Here is a 16,807-nt window from a genome sequence, read left to right on the forward strand (position 1 = left end):
GGCCCGCCATGTCCGATTCTCCCACGGCGGGGATCAGCGGCGGGCAGCGGTCCGCGGAGCGGACCACACCGCGCCGGGGCGCCCCGGCGCGGTACGGCTCAGCCGAGCGCCGCGGCGCCCGCCTCCCGCATCACGGCGAGCGGCGCGGGCGAGCGCCCCGTCATCAGCTCCACCTGGAGCACCGCCTGGTGGACCAGCAGGTCGAGCCCGCTCACAAGAGCCCCCTCGCGCTGTGCCCAGGCCGACGCGAGCGCCGTCGGCCACGGCTCGTACAGCACGTCGAAGAGCGTGCCGGCCGCCTCGGGGACCGCGTCGGCGAGGGCGTCGGTGGCGCCCGCCGGGGTGGTGGCGATCACCAGCGGCGCGTGCAGCGCCCGGTCGGCCTCGGCCCAGTCGGCGATCCGGATGTCGACCCCGAGGCGTTCGCCCCAGCCGCGCATCTCGGCGGCGCGCGCCTTGGTCCGTACGTACGCGGTGACCGGACCCGCGCAGATACGGGAGAGCGCGGCGACGGCGGACGACGCGGTCGCGCCGGCCCCCAGGATCGCCGCGGACTCCACCTTCTCCACGCCCCGCTCGCGCAGGGCGGCGATCATGCCCGGGATGTCGGTGTTGTCGCCGGTGCGCCGCCCGTCGTCGCCGAGGACGACGGTGTTCACCGCCTCCACGGAGGCCGCGGTGTCGGTGACCTCGTCCAGCAGCGGGATGACGGCCCGTTTGAGCGGCATGGTCAGCGAGAGACCGGCCCACGAGGGATCGTCGCGCAGCCCTTCGAGGAAGCCGGGCAGCCCGGCCTCGTCCACCTCGAAACGGTCGTACGTCCACTGGCTCAGGCCGAGCTCCCCGTAGGCGGCGCGGTGCAGCGCCGGGGAGAGGGAGTGAGCGATGGGCGATCCGAGGACCGCCGCCCGCCGATGTGACATCACTGTTTCTTGGCTTCCCTCTCGTACTCCTGGCGGTTCTCCTCGTGCTCTTCATTGGTGACGGCGAAGAGCGTCTTGTCCGAGGTCACCGAGACGAAGTAGTACCAGGGACCTTCCGCCGGGTTGATCGACGAGTGCAGGGCGTCGGCACCCGGGTTTCCGATGGGTCCGGGCGGAAGGCCCTTGATGTCGTAGGTGTTGTACGGGTCCTTGATCCTGCGCAGGTCGTCGACCGCACCGAGATCCAGCCTGCTCTGGGCCTTGATGTAGTTGACGGTGGAGTCGAACTCAAGGCGCCCGACGGTCTCGGTGTTCTCCGGCTGCAGGCGGTTGTAGACGACGCGGGCGACCTTGTCGAAGTCGTGCTTGTACTTGCCCTCCGCCTGCACGAGGCTCGCGATGGTGAGCAGTTGGAGCGGCGAACTCAGCTTCAGCTTCTTCGCCTCGGCCTCGATGTCCTGCTTCTCGTATTCGGCACTGGCGCGGGCGACCATCTTCTTGAGGACGTTCTCCGGTTTCGTTCCCTTCGCGACCGGGTAGCTCGCCGGGAAGAGGAAGCCCTCCAGTGGATCCTTTATGCCCTTGTTGTCGTTGGCCCATTTCGGCAGACCCAGGTTCTTCGCCTGCGCCTTGGCGACGGCCGCGGTCTCGCCCTTCTTGAGCCCGAGCCGTTTGTCGATCTGCTCGTAGACGAATTCGTTGCGCTTGCCCTCGGGGAAGATCAGCGCGTTTCTGCTGCTCGGGCTGAGCATCTTCGTGACCGCGTTCCGCGCCGACATCTCCTTGCCGAGAATGTAGACGCCCGCCTGGATGGTATTTCCCTTGGGATTCTGGTTCTGTGCGGCGACGAAGGCGCGCTGGCTCTTCACCACGCCGCTCTTCACCAGAATGGCGCCGATCTCGTATCCGCCGGCGCCCGAGGGGATTTCCACCTCGATATCGCCGGAGCCCGCGCCCGCGAAGTCCGGCGGGGGGCCGAATTTGCTCTGCCAGAACTGGTAGCCGACATAGCCGATACCGCCGGCGCCGCCCAGGAAGACCACGGCGACGACGAGGCAGGCGGTGCCGTTGCGGCTCTTCTTTTTCTTCGTCTTGCCCCGGCGCTCGCGGCCCCCGCCACTGCGGCCCGTGCCCGCGTCGTCGTCCTTGTCGTCGCCGCCCTCACCGGTGAAGAAGGGGTGCGTCTCCTTCTCCGGCGCGTCCTCGGCGGCCTCGGCCTGGTCGGGTTCCGCCTGAGGTTCAGGCTCGGCCTGGCGCAGGCCGGGGGGCTGCGGAGGCGGGTAGGCGTCCGGGGTGCCGTACTGGTCGTGGTTCTCCGCGTAGGTGCCGTACTCGCCCGCGTAGGGGGCCGAGGAGTTCGCCCCGTACGGCATCTCGGCCTGCTGGCCGTTGTCCCAACCGCCGTTGTACTGCGGGTCGTTGTACTGCGGATCACCGTACTGCTGCGGGGCCTGCTGCGGCGCGTACTGCTGCTCCCCGTACTGCGGGTGCTGGGGGTGCTGAGGCTGCTGCTGCGTCCCGTACTGCTGGTCGCTGTACTGCTGCGCACCGTACTCGGGCTGGCCGCCCTGGTACTGAGGATGCTGCGGCTGCTGCTGTGGCTGGTACTGCTGCTGGTACGGGTCCTGCGCCGCCCCGTACTGCGCCTGGGCCTGCGGCTGCTGCGGGTACTGCTGCTGCCCTCCGTAGGAGGAGCCGCTGCCGTCGGTGGCCTGCTGTGCCGTCCACCCCGCGTCCCCGTAGAGAGGGTCCCCAGGGTGCCACGGTTCGGGGCCCGGGCCCCGGCCATAGTCAGTCATCGATCCCCTTGAGCCGCGAGGCGTGACCGCTGAGCTCAGTGGCACGGCGTCCGTTTCGCCTCTTTGCTGTGCGGCGGCTGTTCGAACACCGTCGCATCGCGCGGAACGTTACCGTACCGCGATCAGATGACCACTTCGACGCTCTCGCCGGGAGGATTACCTGATACCCGTTCGGCCTCCAGCGCGCTCTGGAGGATGACAACTGCCGCCACTTGGTCGATAACGGACCGCCCTTTCTTGGACTTAACGCCCGAAGCGCGCAGTCCCTGACTGGCCGTCACTGTGCTCATTCGCTCATCGACCAGTCGTACCGGCAACGGTGCGACCCCCCGTGCGAGCTCCTGGGCGAACACACGTACCTTCGCGGCGGCGGGCCCCTCGCCCCCGTTGAGGGAGCGCGGCAGCCCGACCAGCACTTCGACGGGTTCGTACTCCTCGACGATCTGCCGCAGCCGCCGGTGGGCGGCCGGGACGTCGCGTCCCGGCACGGTCTCCACCGGCGTGGCAAGGATCCCGTCGGGGTCGCACGAGGCGACCCCGATCCGGGCGTCCCCGACGTCGACCGCGAGCCGGCGTCCTCTGCGCATCGCGCTCATCCGGCGCCGGCCTCAGGCCGTCTCGGCGACGAGGCGCTCGACGGCGGCGACGGCGTCCCCGATGGCCTCCGGGTTCTGGCCGCCGCCCTGGGCGAGGTCCGGCTTGCCGCCGCCACCGCCACCGAGGGTCTTGGCGGCGGTACGCACCAGGTCACCGGCCTTGAGTCCGCGACCGCGGGCGGCCTCGTTGGTGGCGATGACCGTCAGCGGGCGCCCGCCCGCCGTGGTGAACAGGGCGACGACCACCGGCCGGTCGCCGCTGATCCGGCCACGCACGTCGAGGACCAGCTTCCGCAGGTCGTCGGCCGAGGTGCCGTCCGGGACCTGCCCGGTGACCAGAGCGGTGCCCCGTACGTCCTTGGCGGAGCCGGCCAGTCCGGCGGCGGCGGCGAGCACCTTCTCCGCGCGGAACTTCTCGATCTCCTTCTCGGCGTCCTTCAGCTTGCCGAGCATGCCCGCGATCTTCTCGGGCAGCTCCTCGGAGCGGCCCTTGACCAGCTCCTGGAGCTGGGCGACGACGGTGTGCTCCTTGGCCAGGAAGCTGTACGCGTCCACACCCACCAGGGCTTCGATACGCCGTACCCCGGAGCCGATCGACGACTCGCCGAGCAGCTTCACCAGCCCGAGCTGGGCGGTGTTGTGGACGTGCGTGCCGCCGCACAGCTCCTTGGAGAAGTCGCCGATGGTGACGACGCGGACCCGCTCGCCGTACTTCTCGCCGAACTCGGCGATGGCGCCCTGCTTCTTGGCCTCGTCGATCGACATGACCTCGGCCTGGACGTCCAGCTCCCGGGCGAGCACCTCGTTGATCTTCTGCTCGACATCGAGGAGCACCGTGCCGGGTACGGCGGCGGGCGAGCCGAAGTCGAAGCGGAAGCGGCCCGGGGAGTTCTCGGAACCGGCCTGGGCGGCCGTCGGGCCGAGGGCGTCGCGCAGGGCCTGGTGCGTGAGATGGGTGGCGCTGTGGGCACGGGCGATGGCCCGGCGGCGGGTCAGGTCGATGGCGGCGTACGCGGAGGCGCCCACCGTCACCTCGCCGACCTGCACCGTTCCCTTGTGCACGGAGACACCGGGGACCGGCTGCTGGACATCGCGGATCTGGACGACGGCGCCGCTGTCGAGCCGGATCCGGCCCTGGTCGGCGAGCTGGCCGCCGCCCTCGGCGTAGAACGGCGTGCGGTCGAGGACGATCTCGACGTCGTCGCCCTCGGTGGCGGCCGGCGAGGGCACCCCGTCGACGAGCAGGCCGACGACGGTCGACTCGCCCTCGGTGGCGGTGTAGCCGGTGAACTCGGTGGAGCCGCTGGTGTCCGCGACCGAGCGGTAGGCGGAGAGGTCGGCGTGGCCGGACTTCTTGGCCTTGGCGTCGGCCTTGGCCCGCTCCCGCTGCTCCTTCATGAGCCGCCGGAAGCCGTCCTCGTCCACGGAGAGGCCCTGTTCCGAGGCCATCTCCAGGGTGAGGTCGATAGGGAAGCCCCAGGTGTCGTGGAGCAGGAACGCCTTGTCGCCGGGGAGCACCCGGCCGCCGGCGGCCTTGGTCTCGGTGACGGCGGTGTCAAGGATGTTCGTACCGCCCTTGAGGGCCTTGAGGAAGGCGGCCTCCTCGGCGAGGGCGACGGTCTCGATACGCTTGCGGTCTGTCTCCAGCTCCGGGTACTGCTCGCCCATGGTCCTGATGACCACGTCGATCAGGTCGGCGACCACCGGCTGGGTGGCGCCGAGGAGGCGCATGTTGCGGATGGCGCGGCGCATGATGCGGCGCAGTACGTAGCCGCGCCCCTCGTTGCCGGGGGTGACGCCGTCACCGATGAGCATCGTGGACGTACGGATGTGGTCGGCGACCACGCGCAGCGAGACGTCCGAGCCGTGGTCGGCGCCGTACCGTACGCCCGTCAGCTCGGTGGCCTTGTCCATGACGACCCGCAGGGTGTCGGTCTCGTACATGTTCTGTACGCCCTGGAGGATCATGGCGAGACGTTCGAGGCCGAGACCGGTGTCGATGTTCTTGGAGGGCAGCTCGCCGAGGATCGGGAAGTCGTCCTTGCCCTCGCCGGGGCCTCGCTCGAACTGCATGAAGACCAGGTTCCAGATCTCCACGTAGCGCTCGTCGTTGACGGCGGGGCCGCCCTCGACGCCGAACTCGGGGCCGCGGTCGTAGTTGATCTCCGAGCAGGGGCCGCAGGGGCCCGGCACGCCCATGGACCAGTAGTTGTCCTTCTTGCCGAGGCGCTGGATGCGCTCGGCGGGGACGCCGATCTTCTCGCGCCAGATCTGCTCGGCCTCGTCGTCGTCCAGGTAGACGGTGACCCACAGGCGCTCCGGGTCGAGTCCGTAGCCGCCGTCCGCCACGGAGCCGGTCAGCAGCTCCCAGGCGAGGGTGATGGCGCCTTCCTTGAAGTAGTCGCCGAAGGAGAAGTTGCCGCACATCTGGAAGAACGTGCCGTGCCGGGTGGTCTTGCCGACCTCTTCGATGTCCGGGGTACGGACGCACTTCTGCACGCTGGTGGCGCGGTCGTACGGAGGCTTGACCTCGCCGAGGAAGTACGGCTTGAAGGGCACCATGCCCGCCGGGACCAGAAGCAGAGTCGGGTCGTCCGCGATGAGCGACGCCGAAGGGACGACGGTGTGACCGCGCTCCTCGAAGAAGCTCAGCCAGCGGCGACGAATTTCAGCCGACTCCATCAGTGGTCCTCATTCCGGTTGTGCGGGTTGTAGGAGTGCGTGGTCCGGGGGCGGTCGATCGCGGCGAGCCGTCGCGGGGCGGGCAGCGCGTGGTCCGCGGGTGCGTCCAGGCCCAGCGCCTCGCCGAGTTCGGTCTCGCGCCGCACCATGGAGGAGCGGACGTCGACGGCGAACTCCCTGACCTTGTGCCCGGCATCGATTGCCTTGTTCGCCGCCTGGGCGGCGAGGCTCTCCGGGGTGAGCTGCTTGAGCTTGCGGTTGACCTTGGCGGTGGCCCAGACGCCGGCGGCGGCGCCCGCGGTGAACCAGAACGTACGGCGGAACATCGCTGCGGTCAGCCCTTCTTCTTCCGGAACCGGGCGGCGGGGAGCGTACGGCCGACGACGACCGTACGGCGGGTGGCCCGCTCCGCGGGCTCGCTCCCGGCGTCGGGGGCGCCCCGGCGCCCCATGGCCTGGCGTACGCCGTAGCCGAACGCCGCGACCTTGACGAGGGGGCCGCCGAACGTCGAGGCGACCGTGGTGGAGAGCGCCGAGGCGTTGGAGGTGACTTCCTGGACGTCCGACGCGATGGCGTCGACCCGGTCGAGCTGGGTCTGCGCGGAGCGGACCGTCGCGGACGCGTCCGCGAGGAGGGGGACGGCCTGTTCGGTGACGTCCGCCACCAGCCGGGTGGTCGCCTTGAGCGTCTGCGCCAGCCTCACCAGCACCACGGCCAGGAAGGAGACCAGAATGGCCCAGAACACGGCCACCAGGATTCCGGCAACCTCTCCACCGGTCACGCCGCACCGCTCCCTGATCGTCGAAGGTCGCTGACAACTGAAAGGCCGCTGACGCCTGAGCCGGCGACGGAACTGACAACTGACAGGCGACTGGAAAGTCGTCCTCCGACCCTATCGCGCCGACGGCCCGGCCCCGTACCGGATTAGCGGCGTGCGGGGCGGCGGGAGGCCCACGCGAAAGCCCGCCGGCTCTCCGGCCACGAGGGGCGGGGAGACGGCGGGCTGAAGCGTGGTGGAGCTACCGCGTCCGGGTCAGCGGGCGTAGTACTCGACGACGAGCTGCTCGTCGCAGATGACCGGGATTTCCTTGCGGTTCGGGTCGCGGTCCAGACGGAACGCCAGCGCCTTCAGGTTGACCTGGAGGTAGCGCGGGGTCTCGCCGTCCGTGTCGTAGCCACCCTCGCGGGCGACCTGGAAGGGGACCTTCTCACGGCTGCGCTCGCGGACCATCACGACGTCGTCGGGACGGACACGGAACGACGGCTTGTCGACCTTGCCACCGTTGACCTCGATGTGACCGTGCACGACCATCTGACGGGCCTGGTAGATGGTGCGGGCGATGCCCGACCGCAGGACGAGCGCGTCGAGACGGCGCTCCAGCTCGACGACCAGGGCCTCGCCCGTCTTGCCGCCGGCCTTCTTGGCGCGGTCGTAGGCGCGGGCCATCTGGCGCTCGCTGATGTCGTACTGGGCGCGCAGGCGCTGCTTCTCCAGCAGACGGACCTTGTAGTCACTGTTCTGCTTGCGTCCACGACCGTGCTCACCCGGCGGGTAAGGACGGGCCTCGAAGTACTTGACCGCCTTGGGCGTCAGCGCGATACCGAGCGCACGTGACTTCTTGACCTTGGGACGCGACTGGTTAGGCACGTTCTCCAGACCTCCGTTGTAGGTTAGGTTAGGCTCACCTTACTCAAGGAGATCGCATGTCTCGCCCTGGGAACACCACGCGCATCACAGACATCACAGACAAGCTCGGCGCGGAGAGCGACGAATCGACGGAGGTCCGATCAGCTCATGGTCAGCCGCGTCCCAGCGGGCTTGAAATCGATCGGATGCCGTCAGCAGCCGAACGCACACGAACTCTCGTACAGGGTACATGCTCGGCGGTGCTGCTCATCCCGGGCCTGGACGGGGCCAGGCCCTACCAGCTCATGCCCGACGTACGGTCCGTGGGCCCGGACGGCGAGGTGTTCCTCGTCTTCCCCTCGGACTCCCCCGCGGTACGGGCCGCCACCCACGCACAGGACGACGAACTCACCGCGGTCCTGGAGCTCACGGACGTGGCGCCCGTCTCCGTACCCCACCGTATCCGCGGCCGGGCCTGGCTCTCCGGCTGGCTCACCCGCGAACCCGACCTGGCGGACGCCGGCCGGATGACGCTGCGCCTGGAGGTCGGCGAGGCGTGCGTGGACGACCTGTGGGGCGCCGAGTCCGTGGAGCCCGAGGACTTCGTACGGGCGACCCCCGACCCGCTGGTCGAGCACGAGGCGGAGCTGCTGCAGCACCTCCACTCCGCGCACAGCGCCGAGGTCCAGTCCCTGCGCGGGCTGCTCGGCGAGCGGACCGAGGCCGCGTCCACCACCGCGGCCGTACCGGTCGGGATCGACCGCTTCGGACTGCGGGTGCGCTTCACCGGGGTCCAGTGCTTCGACGCCCGCTTCGACTTCCCCGAGCCGGTCCGGAACGTCAACGAGCTGCGCTACGCGATGCACACCCTCTTCGACGCGGCCGCCCAATAGCGCGGCGGGGTGTCCCGGGGAGGCGCACACCCGGAAGTCCGGTACGCGGAGGTCTGGAGATCCCGTACGCGGAGGTCTCAGCCGGTGTCGCCGCGCAGCCGCTCGCGCACCTTGTCGACCACGTCCGCGTAGCGCGCTTCCGCGCCGTACCGCGTGGGCTCGTAGTAACGCCTGTCGCGCACCGCTTCCGGTGCGTACTGCTGGGCCGCGATCCCGCCCGGGACGTCGTGCGGATAGACGTAGCCCTGGGCATGGCCGAGCTTGGCCGCGCCCTTGTAGTGGCCGTCCCGCAGATGCGCCGGGACCTGCCCCGTCAGCCCCTTCTTCACATCCTCCAAGGCCGCGTAGACCGCCATCGTGGCGGCGTTGGACTTGGGGGCGAGGGCCAGCGCGATGGTGGCGTGGCTGAGCGTGATGGCGGCCTCCGGGAAGCCGATCATGGCCACGGCCTGGGCGGCGGCGACCGCGATCGGCAGCGCGGTCGGATCGGCGAGCCCGATGTCCTCGCTCGCCGAGATCATCAACCGTCTCGCGATGAAGCGGGGGTCCTCCCCCGCGTCGATCATCCGGGCCAGATAGTGCAGCGCCGCGTCCACGTCGGAGCCGCGGATCGACTTGATGAGGGCGCTCGCCACGTCGTAGTGCTGGTCGCCGTCCCGGTCGTACATCACCGCCGCGCGGTCGACGGTCTCCTCCACGGTCAGGAGGGTGATCTCCCGCTCGCTCTTGGCGAGCGCGGCGCCGGCCGCCGCCTCCAGCGCGGTCAGCGCCCGCCGGGCGTCGCCTCCCGCGATGCGCAGCAGATGCGCCTCGGCGTCCTCGGGCAGGGTGACGGCGCCCCCGAGTCCGCGCTCCTCGGTGAGCGCACGCCGCAGCAGGGCGCGCAGGTCCTCGTCCGTGAGCGGCTCCAGCGTGAGCAGCAGGGAGCGGGAGAGCAGCGGGGAGATCACCGAGAAGTACGGGTTCTCCGTGGTGGCGGCGATCAGCGTCACCCAGCGGTTCTCCACCGCGGGCAGCAGGGAGTCCTGCTGGGCCTTGCTGAAGCGGTGGATCTCGTCGAGGAAGAGGACCGTCTCCTTGCCGAAGCCGCCGGCGGCGCGCCGGGCCCCGTCGATGACGGTCCTGACCTCCTTGACGCCCGCGGTGATCGCCGACAGCTCGACGAAGCGTTTGTTGGTGGCCTTGGAGACGACATAGGCGAGGGTCGTCTTCCCGGTGCCCGGCGGGCCCCAGAGGATCACGGACGAGGGACCGGCGGGACCGCCGCTGCCCTCGCCCACCAGCCGGCGCAGCGGGGATCCCGGCTTCAGCAGATGTTTCTGGCCGACGACCTCGTCGACGACACGGGGACGCATCCGGACGGCCAGCGGGCTGGCGGACGGGTCCTTCTCCTGGCGGTCTTCCGCGGCTGCGGTAAAGAGGTCGGGCTCCACGCGTGAAAGCCTATGCCAACCCCCTGACAGCACTGACAGCACTGACAGCACTGACAACGCCGTCAACGCCCGGCCCGCCCTGGGGCGGGCCGGGGCTCAGCTCGTCCAGAAGTCCCACCAGCGGGTCAGGATCAGCATCCCGATGATCCCGATGTGCAGCGCCGGCAGGACCCAGGTGAACTCGGCGAAGAAGCCGCGCAGCCAGGCGGGGGCCGGCAGTATCCGGTGACGGATGTTATGGGCGGTGACGTACCAGAACATCAGGATCGTCGCGACCCACGCCAGACAGCACCAGAGGCAGAGCGAGTTGATGCTGTACAGCGACTGGTACTGGAGCCAGGTGCAGAACCCGACGCCGAAGAGCGTCCCCGCGTTCAGCCCCAGCCAGAACCAGCCCCGGTAACGCGCTCCGGCCAGCAGCCCCATCCCGATGGCGACGACCACGGAGTAGGCGGCCAGGCCGAGCATCGGGTTGGGGAAGCCGAACACCGACGCCTGGGCGCTCTTCATGATGTTGCCGCAGGAGACGACCGGGTTCAGGCTGCACCCCGGCGTGAAGTTCGGGTCCTCCAGCAGCTTGAACTTGTCGATCGTGATCACCCACGCGGCCAGCAGCCCCGCCGCCCCCGTGACCACCAGCAGCAGGGCGAACACCCGTCCGCCGCCGACCGTGCCGGGGGCCTTCCCGCCCTCCCGGTCGGAGGAGACGTCGTCAACCGCTGCACTCGTCATATCGCCGTTCCATCGCTGAGGGGCCTGTACGGGCAGGCTCATTCTGCCGTACAGGCTCCCGCGACCGGCGTTCGCCGGGGATAAAGGCGCTCCGGCAGGAGCACGGGGCTCAGCCGAGGCGCCGGGTCACCTCGGCCACCAGGGTGTCGAGCGCGATCGCCGTCTGCTCGCCGCTCTCCATGTCCTTGAGCTGGGCGACGCCCTCCTCAAGATCCCGCTCCCCGGCGACGAGCGTGTAACGCGCGCCCGAGCGGTTGGCGGACTTCATCGCGCCCTTGAGGCCCCGGCCGCCGAACGCGAAGTCCGTCGCGACGCCCGCCGCGCGCAGCTCCGTGACGACGCCGAACAGCTTCCGGCGCGCCTCCTCGCCGAGCGGGATCGCGTACACGCTGGTGGCCGGCGGGATGTCCAGCTCGACGCCCTCGGCCGCCAGGGCCAGTACCGTACGGTCCACGCCGAGCGCCCAGCCGACCGACGGGAGCGCGGGGCCGCCCAGCATCTCCGAGAGCCCGTCGTACCGGCCGCCGCCGCCCACCGCGGACTGCGCCCCGAGGCCGTCGTGGACGAACTCGAAGGTGGTGCGGGTGTAGTAGTCGAGGCCGCGGACGAGCTTCTCGTCGTCCTCGAAGGCGACGCCCTGGACGGTCAGCAGCTCGCGCACCTCTTCGTGGTACGCCTTGCACGCGTCGCACAGGTAGTCGCGCAGCATCGGCGCCCCGACGAGCTGCTTCTGCACGTCGGCGCGCTTGTCGTCGAGGACCCGCAGGGGGTTGATCTCGATCCGGCGGCGCGTCTCCTCGTCCAGGTCGAGTCCGCGCAGGAATCCCTGAAGGGCCTCGCGGTAGACGGGGCGGCACTCCTTGTCGCCCAGCGAGTTGAGGAGGATGCGGAAGTTCCGCAGGCCCAGCGAGCGGTACGCCTGGTCGGCGAGGATGATCAGCTCGGCGTCGAGCGCGGGGTCCTCGACACCGATCGCCTCGGCGCCGACCTGGGAGAAGTGGCGGTAGCGGCCCTTCTGGGGGCGCTCGTAGCGGTAGTACGAGCCGGAGTACCAGAGCTTGACGGGCAGGTTGCCGGCCTTGTGGAGGTTGGCCTCCAGCGCGGCGCGCAGGACGGAGGCGGTGCCTTCGGGGCGCAGGGCCAGCTTGTCGCCGCCCTTGGTCTCGAAGGCGTACATCTCCTTGGAGACGATGTCCGTGGACTCGCCGACGCCGCGGGCGAACAGCTCCACGTTCTCGAATCCGGGCGTCTCGACATAGCCGTAGCCGGAGTTCTTCAGCGGCGCGGCGATCGCCTCGCGTACGGCGAGGAAGGTCGCCGAGACGGGCGGGATCAGGTCGTAGGTGCCCTTGGGTGCCTGGAAAGTGCTCATGGAGATCGGTGTTTCACATTCCTCGTCGCGGAGCGGCGTGCGTGCCGTCTCCCTGGCCGGTGGCCACGTCCCGGAGATACGGGTTGGTGGCGCGCTCCCGGCCGATGGTCGTCTGGGGGCCGTGGCCGGAGAGCACCACGGTCGAGTCGTCGAGCGGCAGGCACACGCGGCCCAGCGACGCCAGGATCTCTCCGTGGTCACCGCCGGGCAGGTCGGTGCGTCCGATGGAGCCGGCGAAGAGCAGATCGCCCGAGAAGAGGACCTGCGGAATGTCCGCGGTCTCGGGCATCGCGAAGGTCACCGACCCCTTCGTATGGCCGGGCGCGTGCGCGACGGTGAACTCCAGGCCCGCCAGCGCCAGCCCGGCGCCGTCGGTCAGCTCCCGCAGGTCGTCCGGCTCGCCGACCGTAAGCTCGCCCATGAGCGGCATCCCGATCGAGCGGCCGAGGGCCTTCTCCGGGTCGCTCATCATGTAGCGGTCGGCGGGGTGGATCCACGCCGGTACGTCATGCGCGCCGCACACCGGGACGACGGAGGCGACATGGTCGATGTGCCCGTGGGTGAGGATGACCGCGACGGGCTTGAGACGGTGCTTCCTGACCGCTTCCTCGACCCCTGGGGCGGCCTGGTGGCCCGGGTCGATGATCACGCACTCCTCACCCGCGGCGGGGGCGACCAGATAGCAATTGGTCCCCCAGGCTCCGGCGGGGAACCCGGCAATGAGCACGATCGTCCTTATATGTCGTCCGGCGCGCATGGTCCGGCGGAGAATGCGGCTGTTCGGAGAGGATACCGGCGCTCCTCATTCCACAGCCAACCCATATACCGTACGCATCTGGTGCCCCTCCCGGAAAGGTTTGCCCGGTCGTGGCACTGGTCAGGCCGGATGGGACCGAACAGGATCACACACAGACACGAGGAGTGGACCCGGTGGTCAAGAGCGATCAGCGGCGGCGGCAGCTCGCCAGGGAGAAGTTCGAGCGGCAGCAGCAGCGGCGGGTTGAGGCCCGGCAGAAGGCGAAGCGGCGCAACGCGGTCATCGCTTCCGCACTGGCCGTGGTGGTGCTCGCGGGAGGCGCGGCGTACTTCTCCATCGGTCTGAGCGACGGCGACGGCTCGAAGGACGACGCCGCTTCGGAGGCGAGCCCGTCGGCGTCGCCCTCGGAGAGCGAGAGCGCCGCGCCCGAGCCGAAGATGACCATCGACAAGAACGCGAAGTACACACTGGGCCTCAAGACGAGCCAGGGTGACATCGCGATCGCCATGGACGCGAAGAAGACACCGCACACGGTGAACTCGTTCAAGGCGCTCGCCGACAAGGGGTACTTCGACAGCACGAAGTGCCACCGGCTGACCACCGAGGGGATCTTCGTCCTCCAGTGCGGCGACCCGAAGGGTGACGGGACCGGCGGCCCCGGCTACACGATCGAGGACGAGAACCTGACGTCCCTCGGCAAGGCCGGCGCGGACGGCAGCGTGACGTATCCGGCGGGCACGGTGGCCATGGCCAATACCGGCCAGCCGCACACCGGCGGCAGCCAGTTCTTCCTGGTCTACAAGGACACCAAACTGCCGCCCAGCTACACCCCGTTCGGGACCATGGACGAGGCCGGTCTGAAGGCCGTGGAAGCCGTGGGGAAGGCCGGCGTGGACGGTGGGGCGGGCGACGGCGCGCCCAAGAAGGCCGTCACCGTGGAGAAGGGCACGGTCGACAAGGCGTGACCCTGTGAATTTCGGCCGCGCTGAGTGCGGACAGCCGGGCGGCCGGTCGCCTAGATTGGCGTTGTGCAGGGCGGGCGCAGCCCGTCCCAGGAACTGTGGATGATGCCCGGGGGCCATTCCCCTCACGGGCATCAGGTGGAGGAGGCGCTGTGAGCAGCGACCCGTGGGGCCGCGTCGACGAGACGGGCACCGTGTACGTGCGGACGGCCGAGGGCGAGCAGGTCGTCGGATCGTGGCAGGCAGGATCTCCGGAAGAGGCTCTGGCCTATTTCGAGCGCAAGTACGAGGGCCTGGTGGTCGAGATCGGCCTCCTGGAAAAGCGCGTGAAGACCACCGACCTGTCCGCGAAGGACGCGACGACGGCCATCGACCATCTGCGCGGGCAGGTGGAGGAGCACCACGCCGTCGGCGATCTCGACGCGCTCCGGACGCGGCTCGACGCGCTGGTCGCCACGGTCGAGGCGCGCCGCGAGGAGCGCAAGGTGCAGCGGGCCAAGCAGACCGACGAGGCGCGCCACGCCAAGGAGGCGCTGGTCACCGAGGCGGAGGAGCTGGCGCAGAGCGACCAGTGGCGGTCGGCCGGTGAGCGGCTGCGGGCGCTGGTGGACATCTGGAAGGGCCTGCCCCGGCTGGACCGGAAGTCCGACGACGAGCTGTGGCACCGCTTCTCGCACGCGCGCTCGGCGTTCTCCAAGCGGCGCAAGGCCCATTTCGCGGCGCTCGACGCGCAGCGCGAGGAGGCCCGTAAGGCCAAGGAGAAGCTGGTCGCCGAGGCGGAGTCGCTCTCCGGCTCCACCGACTGGGGCGGTACGGCCGCGCGCTACCGCGAGCTGATGACGGACTGGAAGGCGGCGGGCCGCGCACAGCGCGAGGCCGAGGACGAGCTGTGGAACCGCTTCCGCGGCGCCCAGGACGTCTTCTTCGCGGCGCGCGGCGAGGTCTTCGCCGAGCGCGACGCCGAGCAGACGGAGAACCTGAAGCTCAAGGAGGAGCTGGCGGTCGAGGCCGAGCGGCTGCTGCCGGTCACGGACCTCAAGACGGCCCGGGCGGCCTTCCGCGCGCTGAACGAGCGCTGGGAGGCCATCGGTCACGTACCGCGCGACGCCCGGCCCAAGGTCGAGGCCCGGATGCACACGGTGGAGCGGGCGCTCCAGGAGTCCGAGGAGAACGAGTGGCGCCGGACGAACCCGGAGGCCCGTGCGCGGGCCGCGGGTCTGACGGGGCAGCTCCAGGCGGCCGTCGACAAGCTGCGCAAGCAGATCGACACGGCGCGCGCGGCGGGCAACAACGCGAAGGCCGACAAGCTGGCCCGTGAGCTGGAGGGCCGGCAGGCGCTGCTGGACCAGGCGCTCAAGGGTCTCCAGGAGTTCGGCGGCTGAGAGCCGGAGCGAGCGGCTGAGCCGCAGCGGCACACAGCACAGCGGCACACAGAGGGCGGCCCGGCGGTGGATTCCACCGCCGGGCCGCCCTCTGTGCCGGTGCACGGCGGGCCGACCGTCAGTCCGGGACGCGCAGTTGGTCCTCGGCGAGTTCGAGCGCGTGCTTGAGCACCTCGCATGCCTGGATGTGGTTGCCCGACTCCTGGAGCAGGTCGGCGAGGCGGCGGCAGACCAGCAGGGCGTCGGGGCCGTAGATCTTGTGCACCTGCTGGAACGCCTGCTCCAGCACCTCGATGGCCTCGCGGGTCTGGCCGTTCTCGGCGAGCATGTCGGAGAGTTCGAGCTGGACGGCCAGCAGGTTCCGTTCCCCGTCCGGCACTTGTTCCTGCAGTGCCAGCCGCAGCACGGGCAGCGCGTCCCTGCTCCGTCCGGCGGCGCGCAGCATCCGGGCGACGCCCAGCCCCGCCGCCACCATGGCGGCCCGTACGTCGGTGGCGAGTACGGGGCCCGCCGGGACATGGCGGGCGGCGCGGGCGCGGTTGCGGGCCAGCGGCAGCCGGCCGACGCCGTTCTCCTGGGAGCGCTGCGGCAGCGGCCGGTTCTTCGCCCGGAGGCGCTCTTCGAGTACGCGGTGGAGCGTGTCCAGGTCGATCAGTTCGGGGCCGTCCTCGATGCCGTCACGCAGCAGCGTCAGCATCTCGCCGGTGAAGGCGGTGTGGCGCTCCCCGTCGGGGGCGAGAGCCACCCGGTCGCGTGGTGACGCGGTGAGGACGAAGGCGCCGTCCACGGCGGCCTGGGCCGCGAGGACCTCGTCCCCGGCGGCGAGCGTACGGGCCGCCCGCCCGCTGAAGCAGCAGTCGAGGACGACGATCTTGCGCCGGGCGCGGGCGGAGCGCAGCGCGGTCCGCACATGCTGGTACGCGACGGCCGTGTAGCCGGTGTTCTCCCGGGATCCGACGAGCCCCAGATAGAGGTCGGCGGATTCCGAGTCCCGCATGCCGTGTCCCGCGAAGTACACGACGAGGGTGTCCAGGGCCTGCTCCGCCGCCTGGTGCACGGGGTCGAGCATCGCCGAGGCGCTCTGCGGGTCGGTGACCGTCACACAGTGCTGTTCGGGCAGCCCCCACACCGTGGCGTCGCAGAGGACGGCGGCCAGGTCGGTGATGTTCGCCTCGACCGCGCTCAGCGCCGGCAGATGCCGGTAGGCGGCCGTACCGATGAGGACGGCTCTGGACGCCGCCGGGTCAGGCAGTCCCACCATCGCCGCCGGTCTCCTCCGCCCGGTCGAGCAGTTCGACGACGCGTCGCAGGGTTTCGGGGTCGGCCGCGGCCTCCCCCGACAGTTCGACCTCGGCACCGCCGCGGCGCAGCACGACGGCGGGCGCCGCGTGCCGGCGGGAGGTCCGCCACTGGAGTACGGAGACGACGAGCGAGGCGGTGGAGACGGCGGTGCCGACGGCGAGTTGCAGCAGGTCGAACCCGGTGCCCATGTGACCGGGGGCGAGCGGTTCCCGGCCGCGGACCGTGCCCCGTACGTCCCGGTCGAGGGTTTCGTCCTCCGTCAGCCAGCGCAGCAGCGAGCGCAGCTCGGCCTCCGGGCCCTCGCCGTCCGCAGCTCCGGTGACCCGGACCTCGTATGCAGGCATGTT

Annotated in this window: 16 protein-coding genes; 3 read left to right on the forward strand and 13 right to left on the reverse strand. The window is 70.4% G+C overall.

The genetic code is table 11. The features are described from left to right. Positions 1-98 precede the first annotated feature (98 nt). From ACIBJC_RS20805 to rpsD, 7 genes are all read right to left on the reverse strand, one after another. A complete protein-coding gene (locus ACIBJC_RS20805) occupies positions 99-923 on the reverse strand; it encodes a shikimate dehydrogenase (RefSeq protein WP_399294486.1) in 825 nt (274 codons plus the stop codon). After that, the gene (gene mltG / locus ACIBJC_RS20810) at positions 923-2,722 is read right to left on the reverse strand and encodes an endolytic transglycosylase MltG (protein WP_399294489.1); all 1,800 of its coding nucleotides are present in this window, start codon (positions 2,720-2,722) and stop codon (positions 923-925) included. The genes ACIBJC_RS20805 and mltG overlap by 1 nt, the downstream gene beginning before the upstream one ends. 122 nt (positions 2,723-2,844) lie before the next feature. Next, entirely contained in the window at positions 2,845-3,318 is a 474-nt protein-coding gene (gene ruvX / locus ACIBJC_RS20815; RefSeq protein ID WP_329828443.1) for a Holliday junction resolvase RuvX, read from the reverse strand. Between the two features lie 12 nt (positions 3,319-3,330). Further along, positions 3,331-6,000, reverse strand: coding sequence for an alanine--tRNA ligase (gene alaS, locus ACIBJC_RS20820; protein ID WP_399294492.1), 2,670 nt, complete (start codon positions 5,998-6,000; stop codon positions 3,331-3,333). After that, positions 6,000-6,326: a DUF6167 family protein gene (locus tag ACIBJC_RS20825; RefSeq protein ID WP_399294495.1), complete on the reverse strand. Its 327-nt coding sequence runs from the start codon at positions 6,324-6,326 to the stop codon at positions 6,000-6,002. The genes alaS and ACIBJC_RS20825 overlap by 1 nt, the downstream gene beginning before the upstream one ends. 8 nt (positions 6,327-6,334) lie before the next feature. Next, complete coding sequence (locus tag ACIBJC_RS20830) at positions 6,335-6,781, reverse strand: DUF948 domain-containing protein (protein ID WP_329828446.1); 447 nt, start codon at positions 6,779-6,781, stop codon at positions 6,335-6,337. Between the two features lie 252 nt (positions 6,782-7,033). After that, the gene (gene rpsD, locus ACIBJC_RS20835; RefSeq protein WP_329828447.1) at positions 7,034-7,648 is read right to left on the reverse strand and encodes a 30S ribosomal protein S4; all 615 of its coding nucleotides are present in this window, start codon (positions 7,646-7,648) and stop codon (positions 7,034-7,036) included. Positions 7,649-7,833: 185 nt separating this feature from the next. Here rpsD and ACIBJC_RS20840 point away from each other — a divergent pair, with 185 nt between their 5' ends. Further along, positions 7,834-8,520, forward strand: a complete 687-nt coding sequence (locus tag ACIBJC_RS20840; protein ID WP_399294500.1) for a DUF2470 domain-containing protein — start codon at positions 7,834-7,836, stop codon at positions 8,518-8,520. A gap of 77 nt (positions 8,521-8,597) precedes the next feature. Here ACIBJC_RS20840 and ACIBJC_RS20845 read toward each other — a convergent pair whose 3' ends face one another. From ACIBJC_RS20845 to ACIBJC_RS20860, 4 genes are all read right to left on the reverse strand, one after another. Continuing rightward, positions 8,598-9,953, reverse strand: a complete 1,356-nt coding sequence (locus tag ACIBJC_RS20845) for a replication-associated recombination protein A (protein ID WP_399294503.1) — start codon at positions 9,951-9,953, stop codon at positions 8,598-8,600. A gap of 96 nt (positions 9,954-10,049) precedes the next feature. After that, a complete protein-coding gene (locus ACIBJC_RS20850) occupies positions 10,050-10,685 on the reverse strand; it encodes a vitamin K epoxide reductase family protein (RefSeq protein ID WP_399294506.1) in 636 nt (211 codons plus the stop codon). Positions 10,686-10,794: 109 nt separating this feature from the next. Next, positions 10,795-12,057 carry a histidine--tRNA ligase gene (hisS, locus tag ACIBJC_RS20855; protein ID WP_399294509.1) on the reverse strand — a complete coding sequence of 421 codons (1,263 nt, stop codon included), beginning with the start codon at positions 12,055-12,057 and terminating at the stop codon, positions 10,795-10,797. A gap of 13 nt (positions 12,058-12,070) precedes the next feature. Next, positions 12,071-12,784 (reverse strand): MBL fold metallo-hydrolase, encoded by a 714-nt coding sequence (locus tag ACIBJC_RS20860; protein ID WP_399295151.1) that lies wholly within the window; start codon positions 12,782-12,784, stop codon positions 12,071-12,073. Positions 12,785-12,987: 203 nt separating this feature from the next. Between ACIBJC_RS20860 and ACIBJC_RS20865 the strand changes: the two genes are divergently transcribed. Beyond that, positions 12,988-13,779 carry a peptidylprolyl isomerase gene (locus ACIBJC_RS20865; protein WP_399294513.1) on the forward strand — a complete coding sequence of 264 codons (792 nt, stop codon included), beginning with the start codon at positions 12,988-12,990 and terminating at the stop codon, positions 13,777-13,779. Positions 13,780-13,928: 149 nt separating this feature from the next. Beyond that, a complete protein-coding gene (locus ACIBJC_RS20870) occupies positions 13,929-15,158 on the forward strand; it encodes a DUF349 domain-containing protein (RefSeq protein WP_399294516.1) in 1,230 nt (409 codons plus the stop codon). A 118-nt stretch (positions 15,159-15,276) separates the two neighbouring features. On the opposite strand, the gene ACIBJC_RS20875 is transcribed toward ACIBJC_RS20870, so the two are convergent. Together ACIBJC_RS20875 and ACIBJC_RS20880 are read right to left on the reverse strand one after the other, a co-directional pair. Continuing rightward, entirely contained in the window at positions 15,277-16,419 is a 1,143-nt protein-coding gene (locus tag ACIBJC_RS20875; protein WP_399294519.1) for a caspase family protein, read from the reverse strand. Next, on the reverse strand, positions 16,403-16,804 hold the full coding sequence (locus ACIBJC_RS20880) for a hypothetical protein (RefSeq protein ID WP_399294522.1): 402 nt from the start codon (positions 16,802-16,804) through the stop codon (positions 16,403-16,405). The genes ACIBJC_RS20875 and ACIBJC_RS20880 overlap by 17 nt, the downstream gene beginning before the upstream one ends. Positions 16,805-16,807 lie beyond the last annotated feature (3 nt).

Origin of the sequence: Streptomyces sp. NPDC050509, from assembly GCF_044457965.1 — a bacterium.
GTDB lineage: Bacteria > Actinomycetota > Actinomycetes > Streptomycetales > Streptomycetaceae > Streptomyces.

Coding starts and splice junctions, on each gene's coding strand:
- ACIBJC_RS20825 (WP_399294495.1), bottom strand. CDS start 6,326: ATGTTCCGCCGTACGTTCTGGTTCACCGCGGGCGCCGCCGCCGGCGTC.
- ACIBJC_RS20805 (WP_399294486.1), bottom strand. CDS start 923: ATGTCACATCGGCGGGCGGCGGTCCTCGGATCGCCCATCGCTCACTCC.
- ACIBJC_RS20850 (WP_399294506.1), bottom strand. CDS start 10,685: ATGACGAGTGCAGCGGTTGACGACGTCTCCTCCGACCGGGAGGGCGGG.
- alaS (WP_399294492.1), bottom strand. CDS start 6,000: ATGGAGTCGGCTGAAATTCGTCGCCGCTGGCTGAGCTTCTTCGAGGAG.
- ruvX (WP_329828443.1), bottom strand. CDS start 3,318: ATGAGCGCGATGCGCAGAGGACGCCGGCTCGCGGTCGACGTCGGGGAC.
- ACIBJC_RS20840 (WP_399294500.1), top strand. CDS start 7,834: ATGCCGTCAGCAGCCGAACGCACACGAACTCTCGTACAGGGTACATGC.
- ACIBJC_RS20875 (WP_399294519.1), bottom strand. CDS start 16,419: ATGGTGGGACTGCCTGACCCGGCGGCGTCCAGAGCCGTCCTCATCGGT.
- mltG (WP_399294489.1), bottom strand. CDS start 2,722: ATGACTGACTATGGCCGGGGCCCGGGCCCCGAACCGTGGCACCCTGGG.
- ACIBJC_RS20880 (WP_399294522.1), bottom strand. CDS start 16,804: ATGCCTGCATACGAGGTCCGGGTCACCGGAGCTGCGGACGGCGAGGGC.
- hisS (WP_399294509.1), bottom strand. CDS start 12,057: ATGAGCACTTTCCAGGCACCCAAGGGCACCTACGACCTGATCCCGCCC.